The organism is Frankia sp. CgJB1 (genome assembly GCF_977947065.1).
Window position 1 is genome coordinate 1 of sequence record NZ_CDWTNB010000053.1, and the last position, 21,949, is coordinate 21,949.

Consider the following 21,949-nt stretch of genomic DNA (forward strand, 5'->3'; position numbering starts at 1 on the left):
TCTGATGGAATTAATACCTCCGGCGGGCGGCTGCGGCGACTGTCGGTGTCGGTGTCGGTGAGGCCGTCGGTGATGGTGTCCGCGATGGCATCGGGGTGGGCAGCGAGACGGGCAGACTGTGTGGGCGGCGGTGGACCGCGTCGAGGACGGTCGCTCCCGCGGCGACGGCCAGCACGTTCATGCCGAAGCTGCTCGGCAGCACCATCCGCTCGGGATCGGTGTACACGCGTGAGTGCGCGGCGATCTCCTCGTGCAGGTCGACCAACAGATCCGGCAGGGAGAGCGTGGCGGCCTCGGTGAGAACGACGATTTCCGGGTCCATCATGTCCATAAGCAGGCTGATCATTCGATCCACCAGCCGGAGCCTGGCGCGCAACAGCGACAGCGCGCGCGGGTCGCCGGCGAGCCCGGCGTGCAGCAGCACCTGCAGGTCCGGACGAGAGATGATCCCGTCCTGGGCCGCCCGCAGCAGCATGGTCCGTTCCGACAGCGCCGCCTGCGCGCAGCCCGACCGGCCGCAGCGGCACGGGGCGTCGCTGTCGGCGAGCCGCAGGTGAGCGATGCCGCCCGCGGCGGAGTGCGGTCCGATGTGCACCGATCCGTCGGTGGCGAACGCGGCGTCGACCACGTTGCCGACGAACAGTTGCAGCAGGCTGCGCCGGGCGCGCGGGTCACCGAAGAGGATCTCCGCCTGGGCCAGGGCGCGGGCGTGCCCGTCGACGTGCACCGGCATGCCCGTGGCCGCCGCCAGCACCTCCCGGACCGGCACGTCATGCCAGTCCAGGGGCTCGTGTTCGATCACCACGCCGAGGTCGGGGTCGACCCGGCCGCCGGTGACGACGCCGAGGCCGAGGACACGGTTACCCCGGGCATGCCGGGCGAGGAAGCCGGGCAGATGTCGGGCGATCATCCGAAGGACGTCCGCCGGGCCACCTTCCCGCGGCAACTGCTCCCGCGCCACCACCTGTCTACGCAGGTCGACAAGGCTGAAGGTGACGAACGGGACGGCGCAGGCCAGATGAAGGTCGGTGTCCACGTCCAGGGGCACGTGCGGCCGCCCGGCCCGGGGAGCCAGCGAGGAAGCGGGAAGCTCCCGGAGCAGACCCAGGGAGATCAGCCCGGCCGTCTGCCGGGAGACCGCCGCCGGACTGAGCCCTGTTGCCCTCCCGATGGCGGTGCGGGCAACCGGACCGTGGTCGAGGACCGCCCGCAGGATCGCCGCCGCGGAGCCACCCGGGGCACCGTAATCACTGGGGGCGCCGGAGCCGCCTGGGCTGCCCGTGCCGCCGGCAGTGGTTCTCCCGGCTCCGAGCCTGGAGACGGCCCCCGCCGCGGCCCGCGGCCTTCCCTGCGCCGGCAGCGTTTCCCGCGCCGACATCTTGTCGCGTACTGGCGCCTTGTCGCGTACGGGCACGGAGAACCTCCTCGTGATGCGACCGCGCGGCCGACGGGGCGGGCCTCTCGTCGCCGCGCACGCGCAAGGCGTGCAAACACAGGCAGGTGGAACGCACGGAGAAGTCAGGACCGGGGGCACGGCTGACCACAAGGACGGTGGACCGGAGGGAGGGGCCCACTTTTCGCTGACATCAGGTCGGCTGCCGTTGGCTGGCTCGGGCACGAGACGGCAGGTGCCGTCACCGGGCGCCGGGGGCTTACGGTGACGGATGCCAGCCAGCGGAACGGAGTCTGATGATCAGCGGGATCGATGGTGAGGGCGACAGAGCGCGCTCGCGACGCGATGAAAGTCAATGTGTGCACGGCAGACCAGAAGCGGGTGCCGGCTCATGACGCTGATAGTAGCTACCATTCCTCAGCTTGTCAATAAAAAAAGTAGAGATTATCGCCTTCCGTTGTCGAGCTATGGCGCAACGTTGCTGATCGGTGTCTTGTCGCCGGGGGCCGGACGCCCCGTACTGGGGTCTTGTCAGCCGACCAGGAGAATGAGCGGGGGCGCGGCGAGCACGATGATCGCCCCGAAGTAGGCGCACGGCGGCATCCACCACGGCACTTCTGGCGGGTCGAGGAGCCGGGCGATCCGCGAGATGACCGGATTGGCCGTGCCGCGCCGGGGGCCGCCGCCGACCGGTCGTGTCCGGCCGGGCGCCGCATCGCCGAGGTGGGGACCGCCGGGGTCTGGCCCGTCGGGATGGGGCCCGCCGGGATCTGGCCGGTCGGCGCCTGGGCTGGGCGGGCTGGAATCGCGGACGTCGACCGCCGTGGGATCGTGGGAGCCGAGCGCGGGCAGCACGGTGGCCGGAGAACCGATGATCCCCAGCGCCCCGGCGGGGACCGGTGCCCTTGCCCCGCCCAGCCGGGCCAGGGCCCGCGCGAGCGATCGGTGGCTTGTCTGCCGGGCCGCCGCGTCGTCGGCGAGCATCTCGACGAGGAGCGAGACGGCCGCGGTCGCCTCCCTGGCCGGGCCCAGGAACGGGAAGGTCCGCTCCCATGCGACGAACGGCTGGATGACGAGGTCGTGACGACTGGCGACGTGGGCCGCCTCGTGGGCGAGCACGGCGTCCAGTTCGGTGGCGTCGAGGGTGTTCAGCAGCCCGCGGGAAACCACGACCCGGGCGTGCCGCACCCCCGGCACGCAGTAGGCGACCGCGACGGGATGATCGAGGATACGCAGCAGGATGCCGGACCGGTCCCGGCGTTCGCACAGGCAGCAGCCGGTTGCGCCCCCGCCGCCGACGGCTGTGCCGGGGCCTGCGGTTGTGCCAGAGTCCGCGGCTGTGCCGGAATGATGGGACGCATGGTCGGGTGGGACGCAGGTCTCGTGCCGGCGATGCCGACGGCCGGCCAGATCGACCAGGTCGCGGTGTCGGTGACGCTCGCGAAGAGTGGCTGCGGTGGAGGTGCCGAGCACCCCGAACAGTCGGGAGGCCAAGGCCGCCGCCACGGCGAGGCCGATGAGGTTGACCAGACCCAGGCCCGTCAGCGGCGCGCTGGCCGCGATGTTGTCGAGATGGTCGGCGATGGCGGTCGGGGTGTCGTTGGACAGCGGCGAGACGGTGAACGCGATCGCCGCGAGCAGCGCCGACACCCCGCCGGCCAGACCGACCGCCTGCCAGAGCACGATCGCCGCCCGTGGGCATCGGTAGGGCCAGCGCGCGGCGGCCAGCAGGCGTGGGACCGGCCAGGCCAACACGCCCGCGAACAGGGCGAGAAGTGCCGCGGTCGTCATGTCCCGGCTAACGCTACCGGTGGTCGGGCGGAATCTGGGCCGTTCGATCCGAGTCGGTGGCTACCGGAACGATCTGCTCCGGGTCGTTGCGGGGCGGGTCGCCGATCGCCGGACCGCGCCGGGCCTCCGTGTACGGATCCTCGGCCTGCGGGACCTCTCCGTCAGGCACGAAGATGCCGGGTTCCCCGGGACCAGCGGGTTCCAGGGCACGGCGAAGGATCTCGGCCTCCTCCGCGGACACCGACCCCACGAAGCGGACCAGGGCGGAACCACGATCGTCCGCCGTGCCGAGCGCTTCCATCATCGCCTCGGCCACGACGGCCTCGCGACTGTCGCTGGCCGCGTAGCGATGCGCACGCGCCGAACGCTGACGCCGCACGAATCCCTTCCGTTCCAACCGTTCGAGCACGGTCAGCACGGTGGTGTACGCGAGATCGCGTTCATGCTGGAGACGACTGGCGACTTCACGGGCCGTCAGCCAGTCGTCGCTCGCCCACAACACGTCCATGACCGACCGTTCGAGGTCACCCAGGCGCGCCATGGTGCCAATCCTACGTGGCGTAGAACATTCGTGGGACCGAACGGGGTGCTTCGTTGAGGCCTGTTGCGTCACAGCCACGCGGCAACGGTGCCGGCCGTCGGGGAGGAACCGGCCTTCCGGCCCCCGATCTGCCTCCCGGCTCCCACCCGGCGCCCGGCTCTCCGGACCAGTGCGAACCCGCCGGCTGACTGATCCGCCGCCGTTTATGCGGCCCGAATTTCTTTAAAAGGAAACATCTTTATAACTTATAAAACTATATATCCGCCGAACGGGCTATCCGCCGAACGGGCCATCAATCGAACAGGCTGACAGCTGCAATGGAGGCGTCTTCCGGTCCCGCCCCGTGCCGTCGACCGTGGCGCACGTCTCGACAGCGCCGTCGGTGGTGCCGTCGGTCTTGACCATGTCATCGAGCTCACTGCGCTTTGCTCGTCGCCAGGAGAATTGGCTACATACCGTAGAAACCTCCATGCCTCGTAGAGGATCGATTGGCTCTCGGCCGATTTTTCCCCTCGCGGTCCATCGAAGGAGCTGTGCGCATGGTTCTCGCCGCTGATGCCGTCGACCTTGCCCGCGCCCAGACAGCGTTCTCCCTCGCGTTTCACATCTGTTTCGCCGTGTTCGGGGTCGGCATGCCGTGGCTGCTGATCTACACCGAGGGGCGTTGGGTGCGGACCGGTGACGAGACCTGGCTGGCGCTCACGAAGAAGTGGTCGCGGGCATTCGCCGTGCTGTTCGCGGTCGGGGCCGTCTCGGGAACGGTGCTGTCGTTCGAGTTCGGCCTGCTCTGGCCCGCGTTCATGTCGAAGTACGGCAGTGCGCTCGGGCTGTCGTTCTCCCTGGAGGGCTTTGCGTTCTTCACCGAGGCGATCTTTGTCGGGATGTACCTGTACGGCTGGAAGCGCCTGTCGCCGCGCGCGCACTGGCTCACGCTGTGGCCGATCGCTATCTCCGGCACCCTGTCGACGTTGTTCATCATCACGGTGAACGCCTGGATGAACGTGCCACGGGGGATCACCGAGGTGAACGGCAAGGTCGTCGCCGCCGAGCCGTTCGCGCCCTTTCTGAGTCTGGGGACTCCGCCCCAGTTGGTCCACATGCTGCTGGCCGCGCTGATGTGCACCGGCGGGGCCGTCGCCAGTATTTACGCGGTCGGCATGCTGCGCGGTCGCCGCGACGCCTACCACCAGCGCGGGCTGCGGATCGGCCTGGCGGTGGTGTTGGTCTGCGCGCCGCTTCAGCTGATCGTGGGGGACTGGGCGGCCCGGGTCGTCGGGGCCAACCAGCCGTTCAAGCTGGCCGCGATGGAAGAGCTCTACCACACCAGGTCGCACGCGCCGCTGACCCTCGGCGGGTTCTACGACGACAAGAGCGGCGAGGTCCGCTACGGGCTGGAGATCCCCGGTCTGCTCTCGTTGATGGAGGGATTCAGCACCGATCACGTGATCACCGGTATGGACGCCGCCCCGCCGGACGAGCGCCCGAACGGCCTGCTGGTGCACGGGTCGTTCGCGACGATGGTCGGGTTCGGTTCTGCGCTGATCGGACTGTCCGCCCTGACCGGTGCCGCCGTCGTCCGCCGGCGCCGCCGGGACCGGCGTCCGCGCTGTCGATGATGGCTGGCTGGGAGGTCACCGAGGGTGGTCGTCAACCGTGGATCGTGGGCGGTCATATGCGGGTTCACGACGCGGTGACGGGCGCCGACGGGGTCGCGCCGATGTTTGCCGGCTCCCTGGTCCTGTACCTGGGGCTCGCGGGTGCGCTGATCCTCATCCTGCGCCGGATGGCCACCGGCGGCCCGGCCGTCGCGGAGATCCGGTCCGGGCGGCCCGCCGCGGGCGTCCACCGCACGGCCGTTCACGGCGCGGGGGAGGCGAGCCCGGCCAGGTCCGGGCGGACAACCGATTCCGATTCGCCGTCCATCCCGAAGCCGCGGCCCGAACCTGCGCCGGTTGAACCGGCGGTTGAACTGCCGGTCGAACCGCCGGTGTCCGGCAGGCGGCGCACCGGCGGCGGTCCCGAGGGATCCCGAGGTTCGGCGCACCCGGGTGAGACAACGGGAACGGGATCCGACGGCACCACCGGTTTCGGCGGGCGGGGAGAAGACTGATGACCAGCGCTGACCTTCTTCTGATCATCATGGTGGCAGGGCTCACCGCCTACGCGCTGCTCGGTGGCGCGGACTTCGGTGGCGGGGTGTGGGACCTGCTGGCACGCGGACGGCACGCCGGCGACCAGCGGAAACTGATCTCGGCATCACTCGGCCCGGTGTGGGAGGCCAACCATGTCTGGCTGATCTTCATCGTGGTGGCGATGTTCAGCGGGTTTCCCGAGGCCTACGGGGTGATCGGCTCCTCCCTGGAGGTGCCGCTGTCCGTGGCCCTCGTCGGCATCGTGCTGCGTGGTGCCGCGTACGTGTACCGGTCCTACGGGGCGGGTGGGGCCGGTCCCGACCACTGGTGGGGGCACGTCTTCGCGGTGTCCTCGACGATCGCCCCGTTCGCGCTCGGGGTGGCCGGTGCGGCCCTGGCCAGCGGTGATCTGTCGACCGACGACCCGTTCGCGCCGGTGCGCAGCCCGTTCGGGCTCGTCTGCGGGGCCTTCGCGGTTGCCGCGACGGCCTTCCTCACCGCCGTCTACCTCTGCCGGGACGCCGCATCCTCCCCGGCCACCGCGCACCTGGTGGCCGACTTCCGCCGGCGGGCCATCGGCGGCGCCGTGCTCTGCGGTGCACTCGCCGCGATCCTGCTGCCCCTCCTGTGGGCGGACGCCCCGGAGGTCGCCGGCCGGTTCAGGGACCGCTCGCTTCCCCTGGTCGCCCTGTCCACCCTCGGCGGGATCGGCGCCCTCGTCGCACTCTGGCGCGAGCAGTTCGGTGCCGCCCGCATCGCGGCCGGTCTCGCCGTCGGCGCGATGCTCTGGGGCTGGGCGGTGGCCCAGTACCCGGACCTGGTGGTCGGGCAGGCCACGGTCGACACGGCCGCGGCGCCGACGGCGAACATCCGGGCCATGCTGTTCGCCATCGTCGGCGGTCTGGTGGTGCTCGTGCCGTCCCTGATGATGCTGTTCCGGCTGTTCTCCCGACCAGAACCGGCGGAGTGATCGGACCGGCCCGCCGTGGCGGTGGGCTACGGTCGTCGCGTGACCTCTGCCCCCGCTCAGGCGCCGGTCATCGCGGGCGAGCCGCTCACCCGCCGGCAGCTCGTCGTCGAGATCTGGCTCGTGCTCGGGGTCTCCTTCGCCACCTCGGCGCTGTTCGCGGTCATCCGCTACGTCGGGGTGCTGACCCGGCCGGGCCCCGTCCGCTCCCAGGTGGCCCGGCTGAACACCTCGGCGGCGCCGGGACGGCCCTGGCTGGACCTCGCGCTCCAACTCGCTGACCTGGTCACCGGGCTGGTGCCGGCGCTGCTCGCCGTATACCTGCTGACGAGGCACGGAGGCGGACCGCGGGCGATCGGCCTGGACGGCCGGCACACCGGTCGCGACGCCGGCCGGGGAGCGGCGATCGCGGCCGGGGTCGGCGGGCTCGGCTTGGGCCTCTACCTCCTGGCGTGGCACAGCGGGGCGAACCTCACCGTCGCGCCGTCGGGCTTGCCGGACGTGTGGTGGCGCGTGCCGGTCCTGGTCCTCAGCGCGGCGCAGAACGGCCTCGCCGAGGAGGTCATCGTCACCGGGTATCTGCTGGTACGGCTGCGTGAACTTGGTGTCACGGCCAACCGGGCGCTGGCGGCCAGCGCCCTGCTCCGCGGTTCCTATCACCTCTACCAGGGGCTCGGTGGGTTCGCCGGCAACCTCGCGATGGGCCTGCTGTTCGGCCGGCTGTTCCAGCGGACCGGCCGGGTGCTGCCGCTCGTCATCGCCCACGCACTCATCGACACCGTCGCGTTCGTCGGATACGTGGCGTTGGTCGGAAAGATCTCCTGGATCCCGGCGTCGCGCTAAGGTTACGGGTGGGGAAATATAGATCGTCTGCTGGGCGTACGATGCATATCTCAACGGTGCACCGCGGGGCGGTGGATCGTTCGAGGACGTCAACGTTGGCGGGTTCGGGGCGCCGGAAGGCGTAGCCGTCGAGTGCCTGCCGCGGTATGGCTGGTCGGGGAGGACCGATGGTCAACGGAATCCGCGAGATCGAGCGCAAGTTCTCGGTCGAACCGACCTTTGTGCTCCCGAAGCTAGGGGAGGTCGCGGGCGTCGCCACCGCGCGCACCCGCAAGACCGTCAGTCTGGAGGCCGTCTACTACGACAGCGACGATCTCCGGCTGGCCCGTAACAAGATCACACTGCGGCGTCGGACCGGTGGAGCGGACGCCGGATGGCACCTCAAGCTGCCCGTCCGGGTGGGGGAGCGGGACGAGCTCCCGCTCGACGAGGGCGTGGGCGGGGTGACCCTGGGCCCGCGGTACAGCCCTCCCGCGGAGTTTGTCGATCTGGTGTCGGTCCATCTGCGCGGCGCCGAGCTGCGGCCGGTCGCCAGGCTGCGGACGCTGCGGACAGCGCGCCGGCTGCGGGGCACGGTCGGAGTCGACCTGGCCGAGGTCGTCGATGACCAGGTCTCCGCGCAGACTCTGGGGGAGAAGACGGTACTGAGCAGCTGGCGGGAGATCGAGGTCGAACTCGTCGACGGCGGGCCCGAGGTGCTCGACGAGGTCGCCGGTCTGCTCACGGCCGCGGGCGCCACCCCGGCGGTGGACTCCTCGAAGCTCGCGCGGGTCCTGGGTGAGGCGCTGGCCGCCGGCCCCAGGCCGGACGTCCCTTCGCCGCCGCGCAAGCCACGACGCAGGACGCCGGCGGGCGAGGTGGTACGGGCCTACCTGATCGAACAGGCGCGTGCCCTGCTCGCGGCCGATCCGCGGGTGCGGCTCGACGAGCCCGAGGCGGTCCACAAGATGCGCGTCGCCTGCCGTCGGGCCCGCAGCACCCTGCGGACGTTCGCGCCGCTGTTCCCGCCCGAGAGAGCGCTCTTCCTGGACGGCGAGCTGCGGGACCTCGCCGGCGCGCTCTCCGGCGCCCGCGACGCCGAGGTCCAGGCCGCTTATTTCGAGACCCGCCTGGCGGAGCTGCCCACCGAGCTGGTCGCGGGGCCCGTGCACAAGACGGTCACCGCGCACCTCGGCGCCGGCACGGCCAACGGCCGGGCGGAGGCGTTGGCCATGTTGCGCAGTGACCGGTACTTCGCCCTCGTCTCCAACCTGCTCACCCTGCTGCGGGGCCCGCTCACCCCCGCGGCGGTCCGTCCGGCCGGCAAGGCCCTTCCCGACCTGCTGCTCGGCGCCGACCGGAAGCTGGCGAAGAAGGTCCGCGCCGCGACCGCTCTGAAGGTCGGCCAGGAACGGGACGAACTGCTGCATTCCGCCCGCAAGCAGGCCAAGCGGTTGCGGTACGCGGCGGAGGCCGTCGCGCCGCTGTACGGGAATGACGCGGCGCGGCTGGTCGAGCAGGCCCAGATCGCGCAGGAGCTGCTCGGAACCCATCAGGACGCCACCGTCGCGCGCAGGCTGCTGGGGGACTGGGGGACGGCAGCGCAGGCCCAGGGCGCCCCCACCGCGTTTACTCTGGGTGTCCTGCTGGGCCTGGAGGAGTGCCGGGCACGCATGGCGGAACGAGACTTCTTCGATGCGTGGCCCGCGATCTCGGCGGCCCGGCACCGCCGCTGGATCCGCTGACCCGGGGCCGTGCCGGGTGGGCTCTGCCGTGGTCTGACCGATTACCTCCTCCGCGTCACCCATCCGTGCGCCACATCCGGGCCATCGGGCGCACGACCATCCGCCACGGGCCGGCACGCTCAGGAAATCCCTGTCAGCTCGACGGATTGCCGGACGGGACGGGTGGAGCTGCCTGCGGCCGGACCTGCTGCGTTGTTCTGTGACCGGGGCATGAAGCGGACTTCCTTGCCCGGAGGACTCCCGCGAAGGCCTCCGTCCGTGTAGCGTCGTCCCTGGCCGGAGTTCGGCGGTTCGCGTCTCAACCGAGGCGCGGCGGAACAACGTCAGGGTCTCTTGCAGCTTCCTGACGTTCGGCCCGGGGCCCGCGCGGTGCGGGTCCTGACTGCACCAGCAGGGAGAACGGCACGTGGCTCAGGGCACGGTGAAGTGGTTCAACTCGGAGAAGGGCTTCGGCTTCATCTCCGTGGACGGCGGCGGTTCCGACGTCTTCGTTCACTACAGCGCGATTCAGATGGACGGTTACAAGGCACTTGAGGAGGGCCAGCGGGTCGAGTTCCAGGTGACCCAGGGTCAGAAGGGTCCGCAGGCCGACGCCGTCCGCGTCGTCTGAGCCACGAGAGACTTCAACGGCTAGCCCGCCCAAGGGTCCTCCTGGGGCGGGCTGACCGCTTCTCGGCCAGTTCGGTAGAAGGTATGTTTTTCCTGGCTGTCTCGATCATTTTCTCGAGCCGGAAAGCGCGGGGCGTTCATCGGTTCCCGCATGGCGTGGTTCTCGGCCAAAAACTTAACGCCTGATTAAAGGTACAGCTCGACTCCTCACCGGTGGAGCCGCGTAGGTCTCGCATCAGACGTGATGTCGGTTTGGTGTGGGCCGGCTTGTCAGCCGCCGATCGCTTCGTCGGCCACGAGAAGTTCGGCGATCTGCAGGGTGTTCAACGCGGCGCCTTTGCGCAGGTTGTCCCCGCAGAGGAACAGCGCGACTTCGTGCGGGTCGTCCGGCGACTGCCGGATTCGGCCGACCCAGGTCGGGTCCGTTCCGACGACGTCGGCTGGGGTCGGGAACTCGCCGGCTGACGGATCGTCGACGACGGCGACGCCAGGAGCGTTCAGCAGCACCGTGCGCGCCTCGTCCGCCGTCACCGGCCGAGTGAAGCGGGCGTGCACCGCGACCGCGTGCGTGGTGATGACCGGCACCCGGACACAGGTAGCCGACACCCGCAGATCCGGGATACCCAGGATCTTGCGGGACTCGTTGCGGACCTTGAACTCCTCCGAGGACCAGCCACCGTCCTTCAGCGAACCGGCCCAGGGCACGACGTTGAGCGCCAGCGGCGCCGGGAACGGGCCGAGGCCGTCCTCACTGATGGCCTTACGCACGTCACCGGCGGTCCGCCCCAGCTCGCGGGTGCCACCGACGACGGTGAGCTGGTCGTAGAGGGCGTCGATGCCGGCCTGCCCGGCACCGCTCGCGGCCTGGTAGGAGGCCGCGAACATCGACTCCAGCCCGAACGCCCGGTGCAGGGCGCCGACCGCGACGATCATCGACAGGGTGGTGCAGTTCGGGTTCGCGATGATGCCCCGCGGCCGCGCGGGAATCTGGTCGGCGTTCACCTCCGGCACGACCAGCGGCACGTCGGCGTCCAGCCGGAACGCGCCGGAGTTGTCGACCGCGACCGCGCCGTGGGCCGCCGCCACCGGTGCCCACCGGGCGGAGACCTCGTCGGGAACATCGAACACGGCCACATCCACGCCGTCGAAGACCTCCGGTGCCAAGGCCTGGACGACGACGCCCGCGCCGCGCACCCGTACCGTCCGCCCCGCCGATCGGGCCGAGGCGATCGGCCGGATCTCTCCCCAGATGCCGGGGCGTTCGTCGAGCAGCGACAGCATCACCGTGCCGACCGCGCCGGTCGCTCCCACCACTGCGAGCGTCGGTCGCCGGCCCGCCTCGTTACTCGTCACGATCCATCCTCCTGATTCGCCACTGTGCCGCCGCGGCGTGTCCAGCTGCCGCGCTGTGCCGCCGTCTCGAGGACCTGCGACGTCGCCAACGTCATCGTCCGGTTCCCGCGTACACGATCGCCCCGCCGTCCGGGTCACCCAGGTCGAAGGCGCCGTGCACGGCCCGCACGGCGAGCGGGAGGTCGGTGTCGCGCACCACCACTGAGATGCGAATCTCAGAGGTGGAGATGATCTCGATGTTGACCCCTGCGTCGGCGAGGGAGCCGAAGAACCGGGCGGACACTCCCGGGTGTGACTTCATCCCCGCGCCGATCAGCGACAGCTTGCCGATGTGGTCGTCGTAGAGGGTGCGCTCGAAGCCAATCTTGCTCTGGACCTTCGTGAGCGCGGTGAGCGCGGTACGTCCATCCGCCTTGGGCAGGGTGAACGAGATGTCCGTCCGCCCCGACCCGGCGACCGAGCCGACCTGAACGATCATGTCCAGGTTGACGTCGGTCTCCGCCACGGCCCGGAACACCGCCGCCGCCACCCCGGGCTTGTCCGGGCATCCGACGACCGTCACCTTCGCCTCGCTGAGGTCGTGCGCGACCCCACGGATGATGGCCTGTTCCACGAGCTGTTCCTCCGGAATCTCGGTGACCCACGTGCCCGGCTTCGCCGAGAAGGACGATCGGACATGCACGGGGACGCTGTAACGGCGGGCGTACTCGACGCACCTCAGCATGAGGACCTTCGCGCCGCAGGCCGCCATCTCCAGCATCTCCTCATAGGAGATCGTGTCGATGCGGCGGGCGTCGGGGACGATGCGCGGGTCTGCGGTGAACACGCCGTCCACATCGGTGTAGATCTCGCAGGCGTCCGCTCCCAGCGCGGCAGCGAGCGCCACCGCGGTCGTGTCCGAGCCGCCTCGACCGAGCGTGGTGATGTCCTTCGTGTCCTGGCTCACACCCTGGAAGCCCGCGACGATCGCGATCGCGCCGGAGTCCAGGGCGGTGCGGATCCGCCCGGGGGTAACGTCGATGATGCGCGCCTTGCCGTGCACCGAATCAGTGATGACTCCGGCCTGGGAGCCGGTGAACGAGCGGGCCTCGGCGCCGAGGGTGGTGATCGCCATGGCCAGCAGCGCCATCGAGATCCGCTCACCGGCGGTGAGCAGCATGTCGAGCTCCCGGGCGGGCGGAAGCGGCGAGACCTGTTCGGCCAGATCGAGAAGTTCGTCGGTGGTGTCACCCATCGCGCTGACCACCACGACGACGTCGTTGCCGGCCCGCCGGTTCTCCACGATTCGCTCAGCGACTCGTTTGATGCGGTCCGCGTCGGCAACGGAGGACCCACCGAACTTCGCGACCAAGAGCGCCATGGCAGCCAGGTTACCGAGCGCGGCCGCTAACCGAGCGCGGTCGCCCGGTGGCCTTGCCTGGCGGTTCGTGCCGGGATCTGGTCCGGTGTCCCTTTTCCGCCGCCGGGACGATGTCGCCCCGGCGACGGGGTGCTGGGCGTATTCCTTCCGGTGTGCCAGGGTGATGACATCCGCACCACGGCTCACCCGCACGACTGGCTCACCCGCACGACCGACTGCGACGCACGCGGTCCACGCGATGGTCCCCGACGCCGAGGACCAGCTCAGGAAGGACGATCCTCAATGGCAGTCAGCCTTGCCAAGGGCGGCAACGTCAGCCTCACGAAGCAGGCCGCCGAGGCCGGCACCCCCCAGCTCACCGCGTTGAACGTCGGGCTCGGATGGGACGCCCGCACGACCACCGGGACCGATTTCGACCTGGACGCCTCTGCCATCGGCGTCCGGGCGGACGGCAAGGTCCTCAACGACGGCTACTTCATCTTCTTCAACAACCTCGCGTCCCCCGAGGGGGCGATCACGCTCACCGGTGACAACCTGACCGGGCAGGGCGAGGGGGACGACGAGTCCGTTATCGTCAACCTTGCGTTGGTTCCAGCCGACATTGACCGGATTATCGTTCCGGTTTCCATCTACGACGCGGTGAACCGGAACCAGAACTTCGGCCAGGTGCGCAACGCCTACATCCGCGTGGTCGACCAGGGTGGAAACGAGCTGGTCCGCTACGATTTGTCCGAGGACTACTCCACCGAAACCGTCGTCATCTTTGGCGAGGTCTACCGCAACGGCGCCGACTGGAAGTTCCGCGCCGTCGGTCAGGGCCACAACGACCTCGGTGGTCTGGCGCGCGATCATGGTGTCAACATCTGAGCTACCCGAGCGGGTGCGTGCCTGGCAATGCGTGCCTGGCAAGTAGTCGCTCCCGGGCCGATGAGCACCCGCCCGCTGCGCCCGGCCGAGCTGCCCGTGCCCCGGCCAGGGCCGGGCCAGGTTCGGGTCCACGTCGACGCCTGCGGAGTCTGCCGTACCGATCTTCACCTCGCAGAGGGTGACCTCCCGCCGCACCGACCGCGCACCGTGCCCGGACATGAGGTCGTCGGACGGGTCGACGCGGTCGGCGATGGGGTGAGCGGCGTGCGGACAGGGGACCGGCTGGGTATCGCCTGGCTGGCCTCGACCGACGGGACCTGCGGGTACTGTCGGCGCGGAGCGGAGAACCTCTGCCCGGCCTCGACCTACACCGGATGGGATGTCGACGGCGGCTACGCCGAGTACGCCTGCGTGCGCGCCGACTATGCCTACCGGCTGCCCGACGGCTACAGCGACGCGGAGCTTGCCCCGCTGCTGTGTGCCGGCATCGTCGGCTACCGGGCGCTGCGCCGGGCGGAGCTGCCGCCCGGCGGGCGGCTCGGCATCTATGGGTTCGGCGCGTCCGCTCATCTCGCCGCCCAGGTGGCGATCGCCCAGGGCGCCACCGTCCACGTGATGACGCGCTCGGCGCGGGCCCGCGAGCTCGCTCTGGAACTCGGCGCCGCCTCGGCGGGCGAGGCATATGCCGCACCGCCCGAGCCGCTGGACGCGGCTGTGCTCTTCGCCCCGGTGGGTGACCTGGTGCCGGTGGCGCTCGCCGCGCTCGACCGCGGCGGCACGCTGTCCATCGCGGGCATCCACCTCAGCGACATCCCGCCGCTCGTCTACTCCGACCATCTGTTTCAGGAACGGTCCGTCCGCAGCACGACCGCCAACACTCGCACCGACGGTGAGGAGTTCCTGGCGATCGCCGCCGAGCACCGGCTTGCGGTGACCGTGTCGCCCTACCCGCTGTCCGCGGCCGACCGGGCCCTCGCCGACCTCGCCGCCGACCGGGTCACCGGCGCGGCCGTGCTGCTGCCCTGACCGTTTTGCCTGTCCTGCCGGTGCCGGACCGTCCTGCCGGGGCCGGACCTTCCGGATCTGGTTCGTAGATCCGGGAGGGACCGGGAGTTCGGCGACCTCGCCGGGAGAGGCGCGCTGAGCTTCCGCGTTCAGTCGCCGCGGGTCGCGAGTCGGCGCAGGAGCAGGGTGCCCGCGGTGGTCAGTACGGCGGCCGTCGCAATCTCGCGCGGCAGGCGGTGCCGGGCCTCGTTCTGGATCGCTTCGTGGAAACGGTCGAACCGGCTCGGCCAGGGACTCACCCCGACGAAGTACCGGCCCACCTTGTCGGTGTCCGGTAGGCAGGCACCGGTCATGCCGGCGAGGACGGCGAGTCGGCGCCCGGCGGGGGCGGACGCCGTCAACAAGGCCATGGCCGCGAGCCCTGCCACGCCGTCCTTGCGTGCGATCGGCAGCCATTCCGGCTCGGTGTTCGGACCCGTTCCCCAGTGGGGCAACGCGTCCATGACCAGGTGCGAGACGAAGCCGGCGGCGAGGGCGGACATCGGATGCCGGATCGCCATGCCCACGAAAGCGCCCGCCCCGACGTGTGAGCTGATGATCATGTTTCAGGACCTCCTGGTGGCAGACGGATGGCAGAGCGTTCGCCGGGTACCTCCTACCCTGACGTCCCGGTTGGAGGATGCGTACCGCGGGGTGATGGTGGAGCCTTCCGGCGATCACCATTAGTGGTCGCCTGGTGGTCTCCGTGTTTGGGGGGCGCGGGTACCACCGCTCCCGGGATCGGATCCGGGCGTCCGATGCTCGCGCGAAGGTGCGCGCGGACGCCGTCCCACCTTCTCTGAATGCTCTTGCTGCCGCCCGTCTCGATGCGTTCGTCGATGCTCCGGCCGATTCCCACGCCGACGCGCGAGCCGACGAATTCATCGGATGCCCGCGCAGATGCTCGGGCGAATGCGCATCATGGGTAGATCGGTGCGCTTCGTAGCATCTGGCCGCGTAGCGGAACGACTCGGCAACAATCCATGGATGAAGGGTTGCTGTAGCGTAAGGGAGATAACTTAGAGTAATCAATTTTGAGGTTTGGGTGGCGTGGGTGCGAGAAGCTACCGGGATGTCCTCCGGTGAGGACGGCGGTTCGCCGGGCGGTCCGGGGTACCGCGGCGGCGTGGGTCCGGGGCGTCGCGGCGCCGGAGACCTGAGCGGTGTGGATGGATAGGCGCGTCCGTGATCTACGCATATGCCACCTACCAGCCGTCTGCGACCTGGCCACGCCGGTGCCGTCGGGGGTGGTCGTCTCCGTCCCGTGGCGGCTGGAAGGGGCCGGGCGGATCATCGGCGGCATGGTGCCCCGCGGCCGTCCCGGGGCCGGCCCGCAGGGTAAACGGGTCCTGCACGGCGAGGGGATCTGGGCGGCCGAGATGTATCCGCGGGACCGGGAGATCTCGGCGGAGGCCGACCTCGTCGAGCCGGGTTCGGCGGCTCGGCCGGTCCGGCTGGTGGTGCACGGCTCCGACCGTGACATCATCGGCTATCTGGATCAGCCCCGCCTGCCGGCCACCCGACTCGCCCGGCTCACGACCGGGCTGCGCCGGGACGCCCGTCAGGTCAGGGTCCGGGCGGCCGGGCGGGTCTGGTGGATACGGGCGACGAACGTCTTCGGAGTACAGGTCGTCCGGGATCCCGGGGTACGGATCTACCGCACCAGAGGATTACATGCCGTGTTCAGCGCCGAGGCCGACCATCTTGACGTCAGCGTGGTCCTGCTGACCCTGGCCTCGATTCCCAGCTCGGCCTACGCCCCCATCCTGGGGTTCTAGCGGCCGCAGCGGCCCCGGCGAACCCGACGCGGGACCGGCGGCGGACCAGTGGCGGGCCGGTGGAGCCGGGGTGGCTTCGGGGCGGGACCGGTGACAGCAGGCCGGGGTGTCAGGCGCTGACGACGCGGCGTCCCTCGAAGGCGCGTCCCAGGGTCACTTCGTCCGCCCATTCGAGGTCACCGCCCATGGGCAGGCCGCTGGCGAGGCGGGTGACCTTTAGGCCCATCGGAGCGATCTGCCGGGCCAGGTAGGACGCGGTGACCTCACCCTCGGTATTCGGATCGGTGGCGAGGATCAGTTCGGTCACCGTGCCGTCCGCCAGGCGGGCGACGAGTTCCCGGATGTGCAGGTCGTCGGGACCGACACCGCCGATGGGATTGATTGCGCCCCCGAGCACGTGGTACCGCCCCCGGAACTCGCGGGTGCGTTCGATCGCCACGACGTCCTTGGGTTCCTCGACCACACAGATCGAGCTCGGATCGCGGCGGGGATCGGCGCAGATCCGACACAGTTCCGACTGCGCCACGTTGAAGCAGCTCCGACAGAACTGGACCTTCTCCTTGACCTCGGTCAGGGCGGTGGCCAGCCTGCGGACGTCCACGGGGTCGGCGGCCAGCAGATGAAACGCGATCCGCTGGGCACTTTTGGGACCGATGCCGGGCAGCCGCCCGAGCTCGTCGATCAGATCCTGGACGATGCCCTCGTACACCGGTGCCGCCGGTTGTCAGTCGAGCCCGGGAAGGCCCGGACCACCCGGAAGGGGGCCTCCGAGGCCGCCACCGGACAGCAGGCTGCCGAGTCCGCCGAGGCCACCGGCGCCGCCCGGACCTGCCGGGCCGCCCGCGCCGAGGCCACCGGTGATCGCGCCCAGCCGGTCGGCGGCGAGTTTGTGGGCGTTTGTGGTCGCGTCACGGACCGCCGCGAGGATCAGATCCGCGAGCGTCTCGGTGTCCTCAGGGTCGACCGCCTCGGGGCTGATCGTCAGATCGACCAGTTCCCCGCCGCCGTTGACGGTGGCGCGGACCAAGCCGCCGCCGGCCGTCCCGTCCACCCGGGCGGTGGCGAGGTCTTCCTGGGTGGCGAGGATCGCGGCCTGCATCTTCTGCGCCTGTTCGAAGAGTTGCCCCAGCGCCCCGCCCCCGGCGGAGGCCTCACTCCCGGCGCGGTCCTGCGGGTTAGACATGTCGATGAGCCTACGTCTCCTTCAGCCGGACGAGATCTGTTCGATGATCGTGGCACCCAGTCCGCTCCGCAGCAGGGACACGGCGGCCTCCTCGCCCCCGCGAGCCCCGCCGGGACCGGACGGGACGTCCTCGTCGTCGAGGGACGGCTCGTCCTCACGCTGCGGACCCGGCTCGTCCCCGGCGGGGGGTGCACTGGCAGCGGCGGCGACTCCGTTCGCCGATCCGGGCGACGAGCCGTCCCGGCCCGCGGCGGACCAGGGCCCGTCGCCCCCGGGGCCGGGGCCGCCATCGGGGCCGGGGCCGCCATCGGGACCAGAGCCCGGGCCGGCGAGACCGTGCCCGGTGCCGGGGGAGTCGCTGTTGCCGCCGGGGCCGCGGCCTGTCGTGCCGCCTTCGGTTCCGTCGGTGGAGCCGCCGTAGCCGTTCCCGGTGTCGGGGGACAACCCCGCCGGTCCGGCGGGCCGTGCTGGTGCTGGTAAACGGGATGCTCCCACCTGGCCGGTGGGCCTGGGGGCTCCGCCCGACCCGGCGAACCCCGAGGCCTCGGAGGGACCGGGCGGGCCGGCCGGCCATCCGGCGCCCGGCCGATGCTCCTGCTCCCCGGGGCCGACGGCGGGAGGGGGGGGGGCGGGATGGCCGGAGTAGCCACCGCCGCCCGGACCGGGACCCGCTCCGGGCCGCCCGCCGCCGTGACCAGATCCGCCCGCGGTAGCGACGGTGACCCGCCAGGTCCCGCCGAGTCTCTCCGCCAGCACGGCACAGAACAGCTCGGCGTTGTTCCCCTGCCCGAACATCCGGCCCATCGTCGGGGTGGCGAAGGCCAGCACGACCTCGTCGCCTCGAACGTCGGCAACGGTCGCGTGATCCTTCAAGATCGCATGCGTCTTCCGGCTGCGGCGGCCGGCGAGCACGAGAACCTCGTCCCACAGCATCCGCAGGCCGGCGGCGTCGATCCGCCCGGTCCCCGGAGTGCCTGCCATGCCCGGAACACCTGCCGGGCCCGAGGGACGATCACCCGACGTGAACGCGGGACCCGGCGAACCAGGCTGGGGGCCCTTCGCCGGTCGAGACACCGGTCCGCTCCCAGCGGGTGCCCGGACTGCCAGCGGCATGGGCTCCGGGTCCGCGGCGGGCGGGTGGACCGGCGCGGGAGCCCGGCCGGCCGGCAGCGGGGACGGGGGGCCCGGCTCCGGTTCTTCCCCGCCGAGCACGGCCCGCCGTTCCAGCCGCTCCAACCGGGTGAGCAGCGCGGCTGGGTCGGTCGACGCCGTGGGCAGCAACGCACGGGCCAGGATCAGTTCCAGCATCAGCCGTGGGCTCGCCGTCCCCCGCATCTCGACCAGGCCGTTGTGCAGGACGTCCGCCGTCCGGGACAGCTCGGCGGGGCCCATCCGGGTGGTCTGCGCCCGCATCCGGTCGATCTGGTCGGGGGAGAAGGATTCCAGCAGGCCGCGGGCGTCCGCGTCCGGAACGGCCGCCATCACGATCAGGTCGCGGAACCGGTCGAGGAGATCGGTCGCGAACCGGCGCGGGTCGTGACCGGCGGAGACGACCTTGTCGACCACGGTGAACAGGGCCGCGCCGTCGCGGTCGGCCAGCGCGTCGACGGTCTTGTCCAGCAGGACGCCGTCGGTCATGCCGAGCAGCGCCACCGCCCGGTCGTAGCGCAGGCCGTCGTCGTCCGCGCCGGCCAGCAGTTGGTCGAGAACGGACAGCGAGTCGCGGACCGATCCGGCGCCCGCCCGCACGATCAGCGGCAACACGGCCGGATCGACGGCGACCCCCTCCCGGGCGCAGACCGACGCCAGATGTTCGCGCAGCACGCCCGGCGGAACCAGCCGGAAGGCATAGTGGTGCGTCCGGGACCGGATGGTCGGGATGACCTTGTCCGGTTCGGTGGTGGCGAAGACGAACTTGAGGTACGGCGGGGGCTCCTCGACGACCTTCAGCAGCGCGTTGAACGCCGCCGCGGTCACCATGTGCGCCTCGTCCACCACGAAGACCTTGAACCGGGCCGACGCGGGGGCGAAGAACGCCCGCTCGCGCAGATCGCGGGCGTCGTCGACGAGACCGTGCGACGCGGCGTCGATCTCCGTGACGTCCATTGAGGCGCCCGTCCGGATGCCCACGCACTCGTCGCACACCCCGCAGGGTTCAGGGGTCGGGCCCTGGATGCAGTTCAGCGAGGCGGCGAGGATCCGGGCGGAGGAGGTCTTGCCGCAACCCCGGGGGCCGCTGAAGAGATAGGCGTGGTGCAGGCGGCCGGTGCGCAGGGCCTTGCGCAGTGCGTCGGTCACGTGCTCCTGGCCGACGACCTGGGCGAACGTCGCGGGACGGTACCGGTTGTACAACGCTGTGCTCACTGGCCTGCTCCGCGTGCTCGACGAGACGATCGGCGAAACGAGAGGACCCCCCGCACACCCGCCAGAGCCCGCTTACCCTTGCTGCCTTCCGGCCCTGGGGGGGTTCACGAGGGTAACGCCGCACGAGGGGTCTGCTGTGCAGTCTAGCCCGCGCTGGACAATCATGAATCCCGAGGTCTGCCGGGCGGCGCGGCGGCAGGCCCGGTGCCTGGCCCCGCAACGATCAGATAGTCTCATCCACGGAGGATTCGCCTAGTGGCCTAGGGCGCACGCTTGGAAAGCGTGTTGGGGGCAACCCCTCGCGAGTTCGAATCTCGCATCCTCCGCAACGATCTTGCCGGCCTTGATCTTCGGGCCAGCCTTCTGGCCAGGCACAATGCCATCCTTCTCCACCATCTCGCCACCCACGGTAGCCATGGAGCCTACCTGAGTCCCCGCGCCGCGCGAGGGATCGTCGTGGACACCGTCTTGGCCGTACGCTGGCCCGCGGAGCGCGGCGGGTGGGCGTACAGGGCACCCGTGATCGACGGTGAGGAGTACCCGAGCCGCTTCGACACGAGAGCGATGTCGATGATCTCGTCGAGCTGGCTCGAGGCCGACGAGTGACGAAGGCCGGGCGGCGAGAAATTGCCAAGACCTGTGGATCATGATCGGCGGGTGGCCCGGCGAGAGTCTCGGTGATCTTGTTGGCCGCAACATGAAGAGGCCGCGGCGTCGATGATGGATCACGGCGAGCATGATCGTGGCAGGTCTCCTCAGCTAACCAGAGCACGATCGAACTACGTCAGTCCGGTCAGGATGCCATGACCCGTTCACCGGGCGTCGGCCCGTCCCCCTACTTGTAGCCGCGGACGAAGAGTCTCACGGCGGACCGTAGCGCAGCGTCGAGTTCCGGGCTGTCGAGCGCAGGTGGATTGTGGACGGCGAACATGCCGAGCTCGGTCATCTCCCAGACGGTTCCGTTGACAAGGGCAATGAACTGGCCTGCCGCGCGGGCAGGGTCATCGATGCGCAGCGCGCCGCCGTGAGCGATCCTGGCCAGCTGGCCGATTAGCTCTGACCAGACGGGAGTCGCGACGCGTCGGCGCCAGAGCTGCAGCAGCTGGGGTTGGCGGGGCCCTTCGGCCTGCAGGAGCAGGCGCAGAGAGGCTGTGCGCGGATCGAGGAAGGTCGCCATGATGCGCCTTGCAAGATCGTTAAGGTAGGCCTCGGGGTCCGGTAGGGGGCTTGGGAAGAAGGCCGTCGCCCGACGTAGCGCGTCGAGGGTCGCCGTGAGGTGCGTATCGATGACGGCGAGGAACGGCGTCTCCTTATCTCCGAAGTGGTTGTAGACGGTCTGCCGTGACACCGGGGTCGCCGTGGCAATGTCCTCAAGCGTCGTGGCCGCATAGCCCTGGCGGACGAACAGATCTAGTGCCGCCAACATGATCGCCTCTCGCTTGGCGGGCTGGCCGCGTGCGGGCGCTCGGGGAGGCCAGGTGGCGTCGGCGGACACCCCCGTAGATCCACCGGACGGACGAGCCGTCGCCGTCACCGTCGCAACCAGCTCCGGCGAGCAGCACCGGGTGCCCGCCGACCACATCATCTCCTCGATGCCGATGTCGGCCCTGCTCACCAGCATGGACCCACCCCCACCGGTACACGTCCTCGGCGCAGCGAAGGACCTTCGGTATCGCGACTACCTGACGGTCGCCCTCATCGTGCCGAAGGAATTCAGCTTCCCGGACAACTGGATCTATATCCACGACCCCGGTGTCAGGGTCGGCCGCATCCAGAATTACGGATCCTGGTCTCCCTATATGGTCAAAGAGGGCCGCACCTGCCTTGGCCTGGAGTTCTTCGTCTTTGAGGGCGATGACATGTGGACGAAGCCGGACAATCAGCTGATCGCTCTGGGAACCGCGGAGCTCGAAACCCTCGGACTGATCCGCCGAGGCGCCGTCGAGGCCGGCTACGTCGTGCGGATACCCAAGGCATACCCGACCTACGACCAGTAGTGT

Annotated in this window: 20 protein-coding genes, 1 tRNA gene, 1 other RNA gene and 1 pseudogene; 12 read left to right on the plus strand and 11 right to left on the minus strand. The window is 70.4% G+C overall.

The annotated features are described in order from the left end of the window. Window positions 1-10: 10 nt before the first annotated feature. The 3 genes from AC08OT_RS08490 to AC08OT_RS08500 all read right to left on the minus strand — a co-directional run bounded on the left by AC08OT_RS08490 (window position 11) and on the right by AC08OT_RS08500 (window position 3,725). Window positions 11-1,378, minus strand: coding sequence for an ROK family protein (locus AC08OT_RS08490; RefSeq protein WP_476602704.1), 1,368 nt, complete (start codon window positions 1,376-1,378; stop codon window positions 11-13). 546 nt (window positions 1,379-1,924) lie between these two features. Then, window positions 1,925-3,184: a M56 family metallopeptidase gene (locus tag AC08OT_RS08495; RefSeq protein ID WP_476595706.1), complete on the minus strand. Its 1,260-nt coding sequence runs from the start codon at window positions 3,182-3,184 to the stop codon at window positions 1,925-1,927. A gap of 13 nt (window positions 3,185-3,197) precedes the next feature. Continuing rightward, window positions 3,198-3,725: a BlaI/MecI/CopY family transcriptional regulator gene (locus tag AC08OT_RS08500; protein ID WP_476592768.1), complete on the minus strand. Its 528-nt coding sequence runs from the start codon at window positions 3,723-3,725 to the stop codon at window positions 3,198-3,200. Between the two features lie 539 nt (window positions 3,726-4,264). Between AC08OT_RS08500 and AC08OT_RS08505 the strand changes: the two genes are divergently transcribed. The 6 genes from AC08OT_RS08505 to AC08OT_RS08530 all read left to right on the plus strand — a co-directional run bounded on the left by AC08OT_RS08505 (window position 4,265) and on the right by AC08OT_RS08530 (window position 10,001). Beyond that, window positions 4,265-5,341, plus strand: coding sequence for a cytochrome ubiquinol oxidase subunit I (locus AC08OT_RS08505; protein WP_476602702.1), 1,077 nt, complete (start codon window positions 4,265-4,267; stop codon window positions 5,339-5,341). Continuing rightward, window positions 5,341-5,835, plus strand: coding sequence for a cytochrome ubiquinol oxidase subunit I (locus tag AC08OT_RS08510; RefSeq protein WP_476592770.1), 495 nt, complete (start codon window positions 5,341-5,343; stop codon window positions 5,833-5,835). The genes AC08OT_RS08505 and AC08OT_RS08510 overlap by 1 nt, the downstream gene beginning before the upstream one ends. Beyond that, on the plus strand, window positions 5,835-6,827 hold the full coding sequence (locus AC08OT_RS08515) for a cytochrome d ubiquinol oxidase subunit II (protein ID WP_476592771.1): 993 nt from the start codon (window positions 5,835-5,837) through the stop codon (window positions 6,825-6,827). Before AC08OT_RS08510 ends, AC08OT_RS08515 begins: the two co-directional genes overlap by 1 nt. A 39-nt stretch (window positions 6,828-6,866) precedes the next feature. Next, window positions 6,867-7,667, plus strand: coding sequence for a CPBP family intramembrane glutamic endopeptidase (locus AC08OT_RS08520; RefSeq protein WP_462203199.1), 801 nt, complete (start codon window positions 6,867-6,869; stop codon window positions 7,665-7,667). Between the two features lie 167 nt (window positions 7,668-7,834). Next, window positions 7,835-9,391: a CYTH and CHAD domain-containing protein gene (locus AC08OT_RS08525; RefSeq protein WP_476592772.1), complete on the plus strand. Its 1,557-nt coding sequence runs from the start codon at window positions 7,835-7,837 to the stop codon at window positions 9,389-9,391. A gap of 406 nt (window positions 9,392-9,797) precedes the next feature. After that, the gene (locus tag AC08OT_RS08530; RefSeq protein ID WP_009740954.1) at window positions 9,798-10,001 is read left to right on the plus strand and encodes a cold-shock protein; all 204 of its coding nucleotides are present in this window, start codon (window positions 9,798-9,800) and stop codon (window positions 9,999-10,001) included. A gap of 269 nt (window positions 10,002-10,270) precedes the next feature. Here AC08OT_RS08530 and AC08OT_RS08535 read toward each other — a convergent pair whose 3' ends face one another. Both AC08OT_RS08535 and AC08OT_RS08540 read right to left on the minus strand, forming a co-directional pair. After that, the gene (locus AC08OT_RS08535; RefSeq protein WP_476592773.1) at window positions 10,271-11,353 is read right to left on the minus strand and encodes an aspartate-semialdehyde dehydrogenase; all 1,083 of its coding nucleotides are present in this window, start codon (window positions 11,351-11,353) and stop codon (window positions 10,271-10,273) included. Window positions 11,354-11,444: 91 nt separating this feature from the next. Next, window positions 11,445-12,713, minus strand: a complete 1,269-nt coding sequence (locus AC08OT_RS08540) for an aspartate kinase (RefSeq protein WP_476592774.1) — start codon at window positions 12,711-12,713, stop codon at window positions 11,445-11,447. Window positions 12,714-12,995: 282 nt separating this feature from the next. Here AC08OT_RS08540 and AC08OT_RS08545 point away from each other — a divergent pair, with 282 nt between their 5' ends. Together AC08OT_RS08545 and AC08OT_RS08550 are read left to right on the plus strand one after the other, a co-directional pair. Then, a complete protein-coding gene (locus AC08OT_RS08545; protein ID WP_462187032.1) occupies window positions 12,996-13,580 on the plus strand; it encodes a TerD family protein in 585 nt (194 codons plus the stop codon). Between the two features lie 27 nt (window positions 13,581-13,607). Then, complete coding sequence (locus tag AC08OT_RS08550) at window positions 13,608-14,606, plus strand: zinc-dependent alcohol dehydrogenase family protein (protein WP_476592775.1); 999 nt, start codon at window positions 13,608-13,610, stop codon at window positions 14,604-14,606. 128 nt (window positions 14,607-14,734) lie between these two features. Here the strand turns inward: AC08OT_RS08550 and AC08OT_RS08555 are convergent, their stop codons facing one another. Beyond that, window positions 14,735-15,187 carry a hypothetical protein gene (locus AC08OT_RS08555; RefSeq protein ID WP_462187030.1) on the minus strand — a complete coding sequence of 151 codons (453 nt, stop codon included), beginning with the start codon at window positions 15,185-15,187 and terminating at the stop codon, window positions 14,735-14,737. A 606-nt stretch (window positions 15,188-15,793) separates the two neighbouring features. Here AC08OT_RS08555 and AC08OT_RS08560 point away from each other — a divergent pair. Beyond that, window positions 15,794-16,402: a hypothetical protein gene (locus AC08OT_RS08560; protein ID WP_476592776.1), complete on the plus strand. Its 609-nt coding sequence runs from the start codon at window positions 15,794-15,796 to the stop codon at window positions 16,400-16,402. Between the two features lie 109 nt (window positions 16,403-16,511). On the opposite strand, the gene recR is transcribed toward AC08OT_RS08560, so the two are convergent. The 4 genes from recR to ffs all read right to left on the minus strand — a co-directional run bounded on the left by recR (window position 16,512) and on the right by ffs (window position 20,084). Further along, window positions 16,512-17,111, minus strand: a complete 600-nt coding sequence (recR, locus tag AC08OT_RS08565) for a recombination mediator RecR (protein WP_476592777.1) — start codon at window positions 17,109-17,111, stop codon at window positions 16,512-16,514. A 15-nt stretch (window positions 17,112-17,126) separates the two neighbouring features. Continuing rightward, window positions 17,127-17,585: a YbaB/EbfC family nucleoid-associated protein gene (locus AC08OT_RS08570; RefSeq protein WP_476592778.1), complete on the minus strand. Its 459-nt coding sequence runs from the start codon at window positions 17,583-17,585 to the stop codon at window positions 17,127-17,129. Window positions 17,586-17,606: 21 nt separating this feature from the next. Further along, window positions 17,607-19,949 (minus strand): DNA polymerase III subunit gamma and tau, encoded by a 2,343-nt coding sequence (locus tag AC08OT_RS08575; RefSeq protein WP_476602703.1) that lies wholly within the window; start codon window positions 19,947-19,949, stop codon window positions 17,607-17,609. A gap of 38 nt (window positions 19,950-19,987) precedes the next feature. Then, window positions 19,988-20,084, minus strand: an RNA gene (gene ffs / locus AC08OT_RS08580) — signal recognition particle sRNA small type. A 106-nt stretch (window positions 20,085-20,190) separates the two neighbouring features. Between ffs and AC08OT_RS08585 the strand changes: the two genes are divergently transcribed. Together AC08OT_RS08585 and AC08OT_RS08590 are read left to right on the plus strand one after the other, a co-directional pair. Next, a tRNA-Ser gene (locus tag AC08OT_RS08585) sits at window positions 20,191-20,275 on the plus strand. Further along, the gene (locus AC08OT_RS08590) at window positions 20,235-20,555 is read left to right on the plus strand and encodes a hypothetical protein (RefSeq protein WP_476594667.1); all 321 of its coding nucleotides are present in this window, start codon (window positions 20,235-20,237) and stop codon (window positions 20,553-20,555) included. Before AC08OT_RS08585 ends, AC08OT_RS08590 begins: the two co-directional genes overlap by 41 nt. Before the next feature lie 229 nt (window positions 20,556-20,784). Here the strand turns inward: AC08OT_RS08590 and AC08OT_RS08595 are convergent, their stop codons facing one another. Next, complete coding sequence (locus AC08OT_RS08595; RefSeq protein ID WP_476594666.1) at window positions 20,785-21,375, minus strand: TetR/AcrR family transcriptional regulator; 591 nt, start codon at window positions 21,373-21,375, stop codon at window positions 20,785-20,787. Window positions 21,376-21,448: 73 nt separating this feature from the next. On the opposite strand from AC08OT_RS08595, the pseudogene AC08OT_RS08600 reads away from it, so the two are divergent. Continuing rightward, window positions 21,449-21,943, plus strand: a pseudogene (locus AC08OT_RS08600) (FAD-dependent oxidoreductase); the annotation flags it as partial. Window positions 21,944-21,949: the final 6 nt, after the last annotated feature.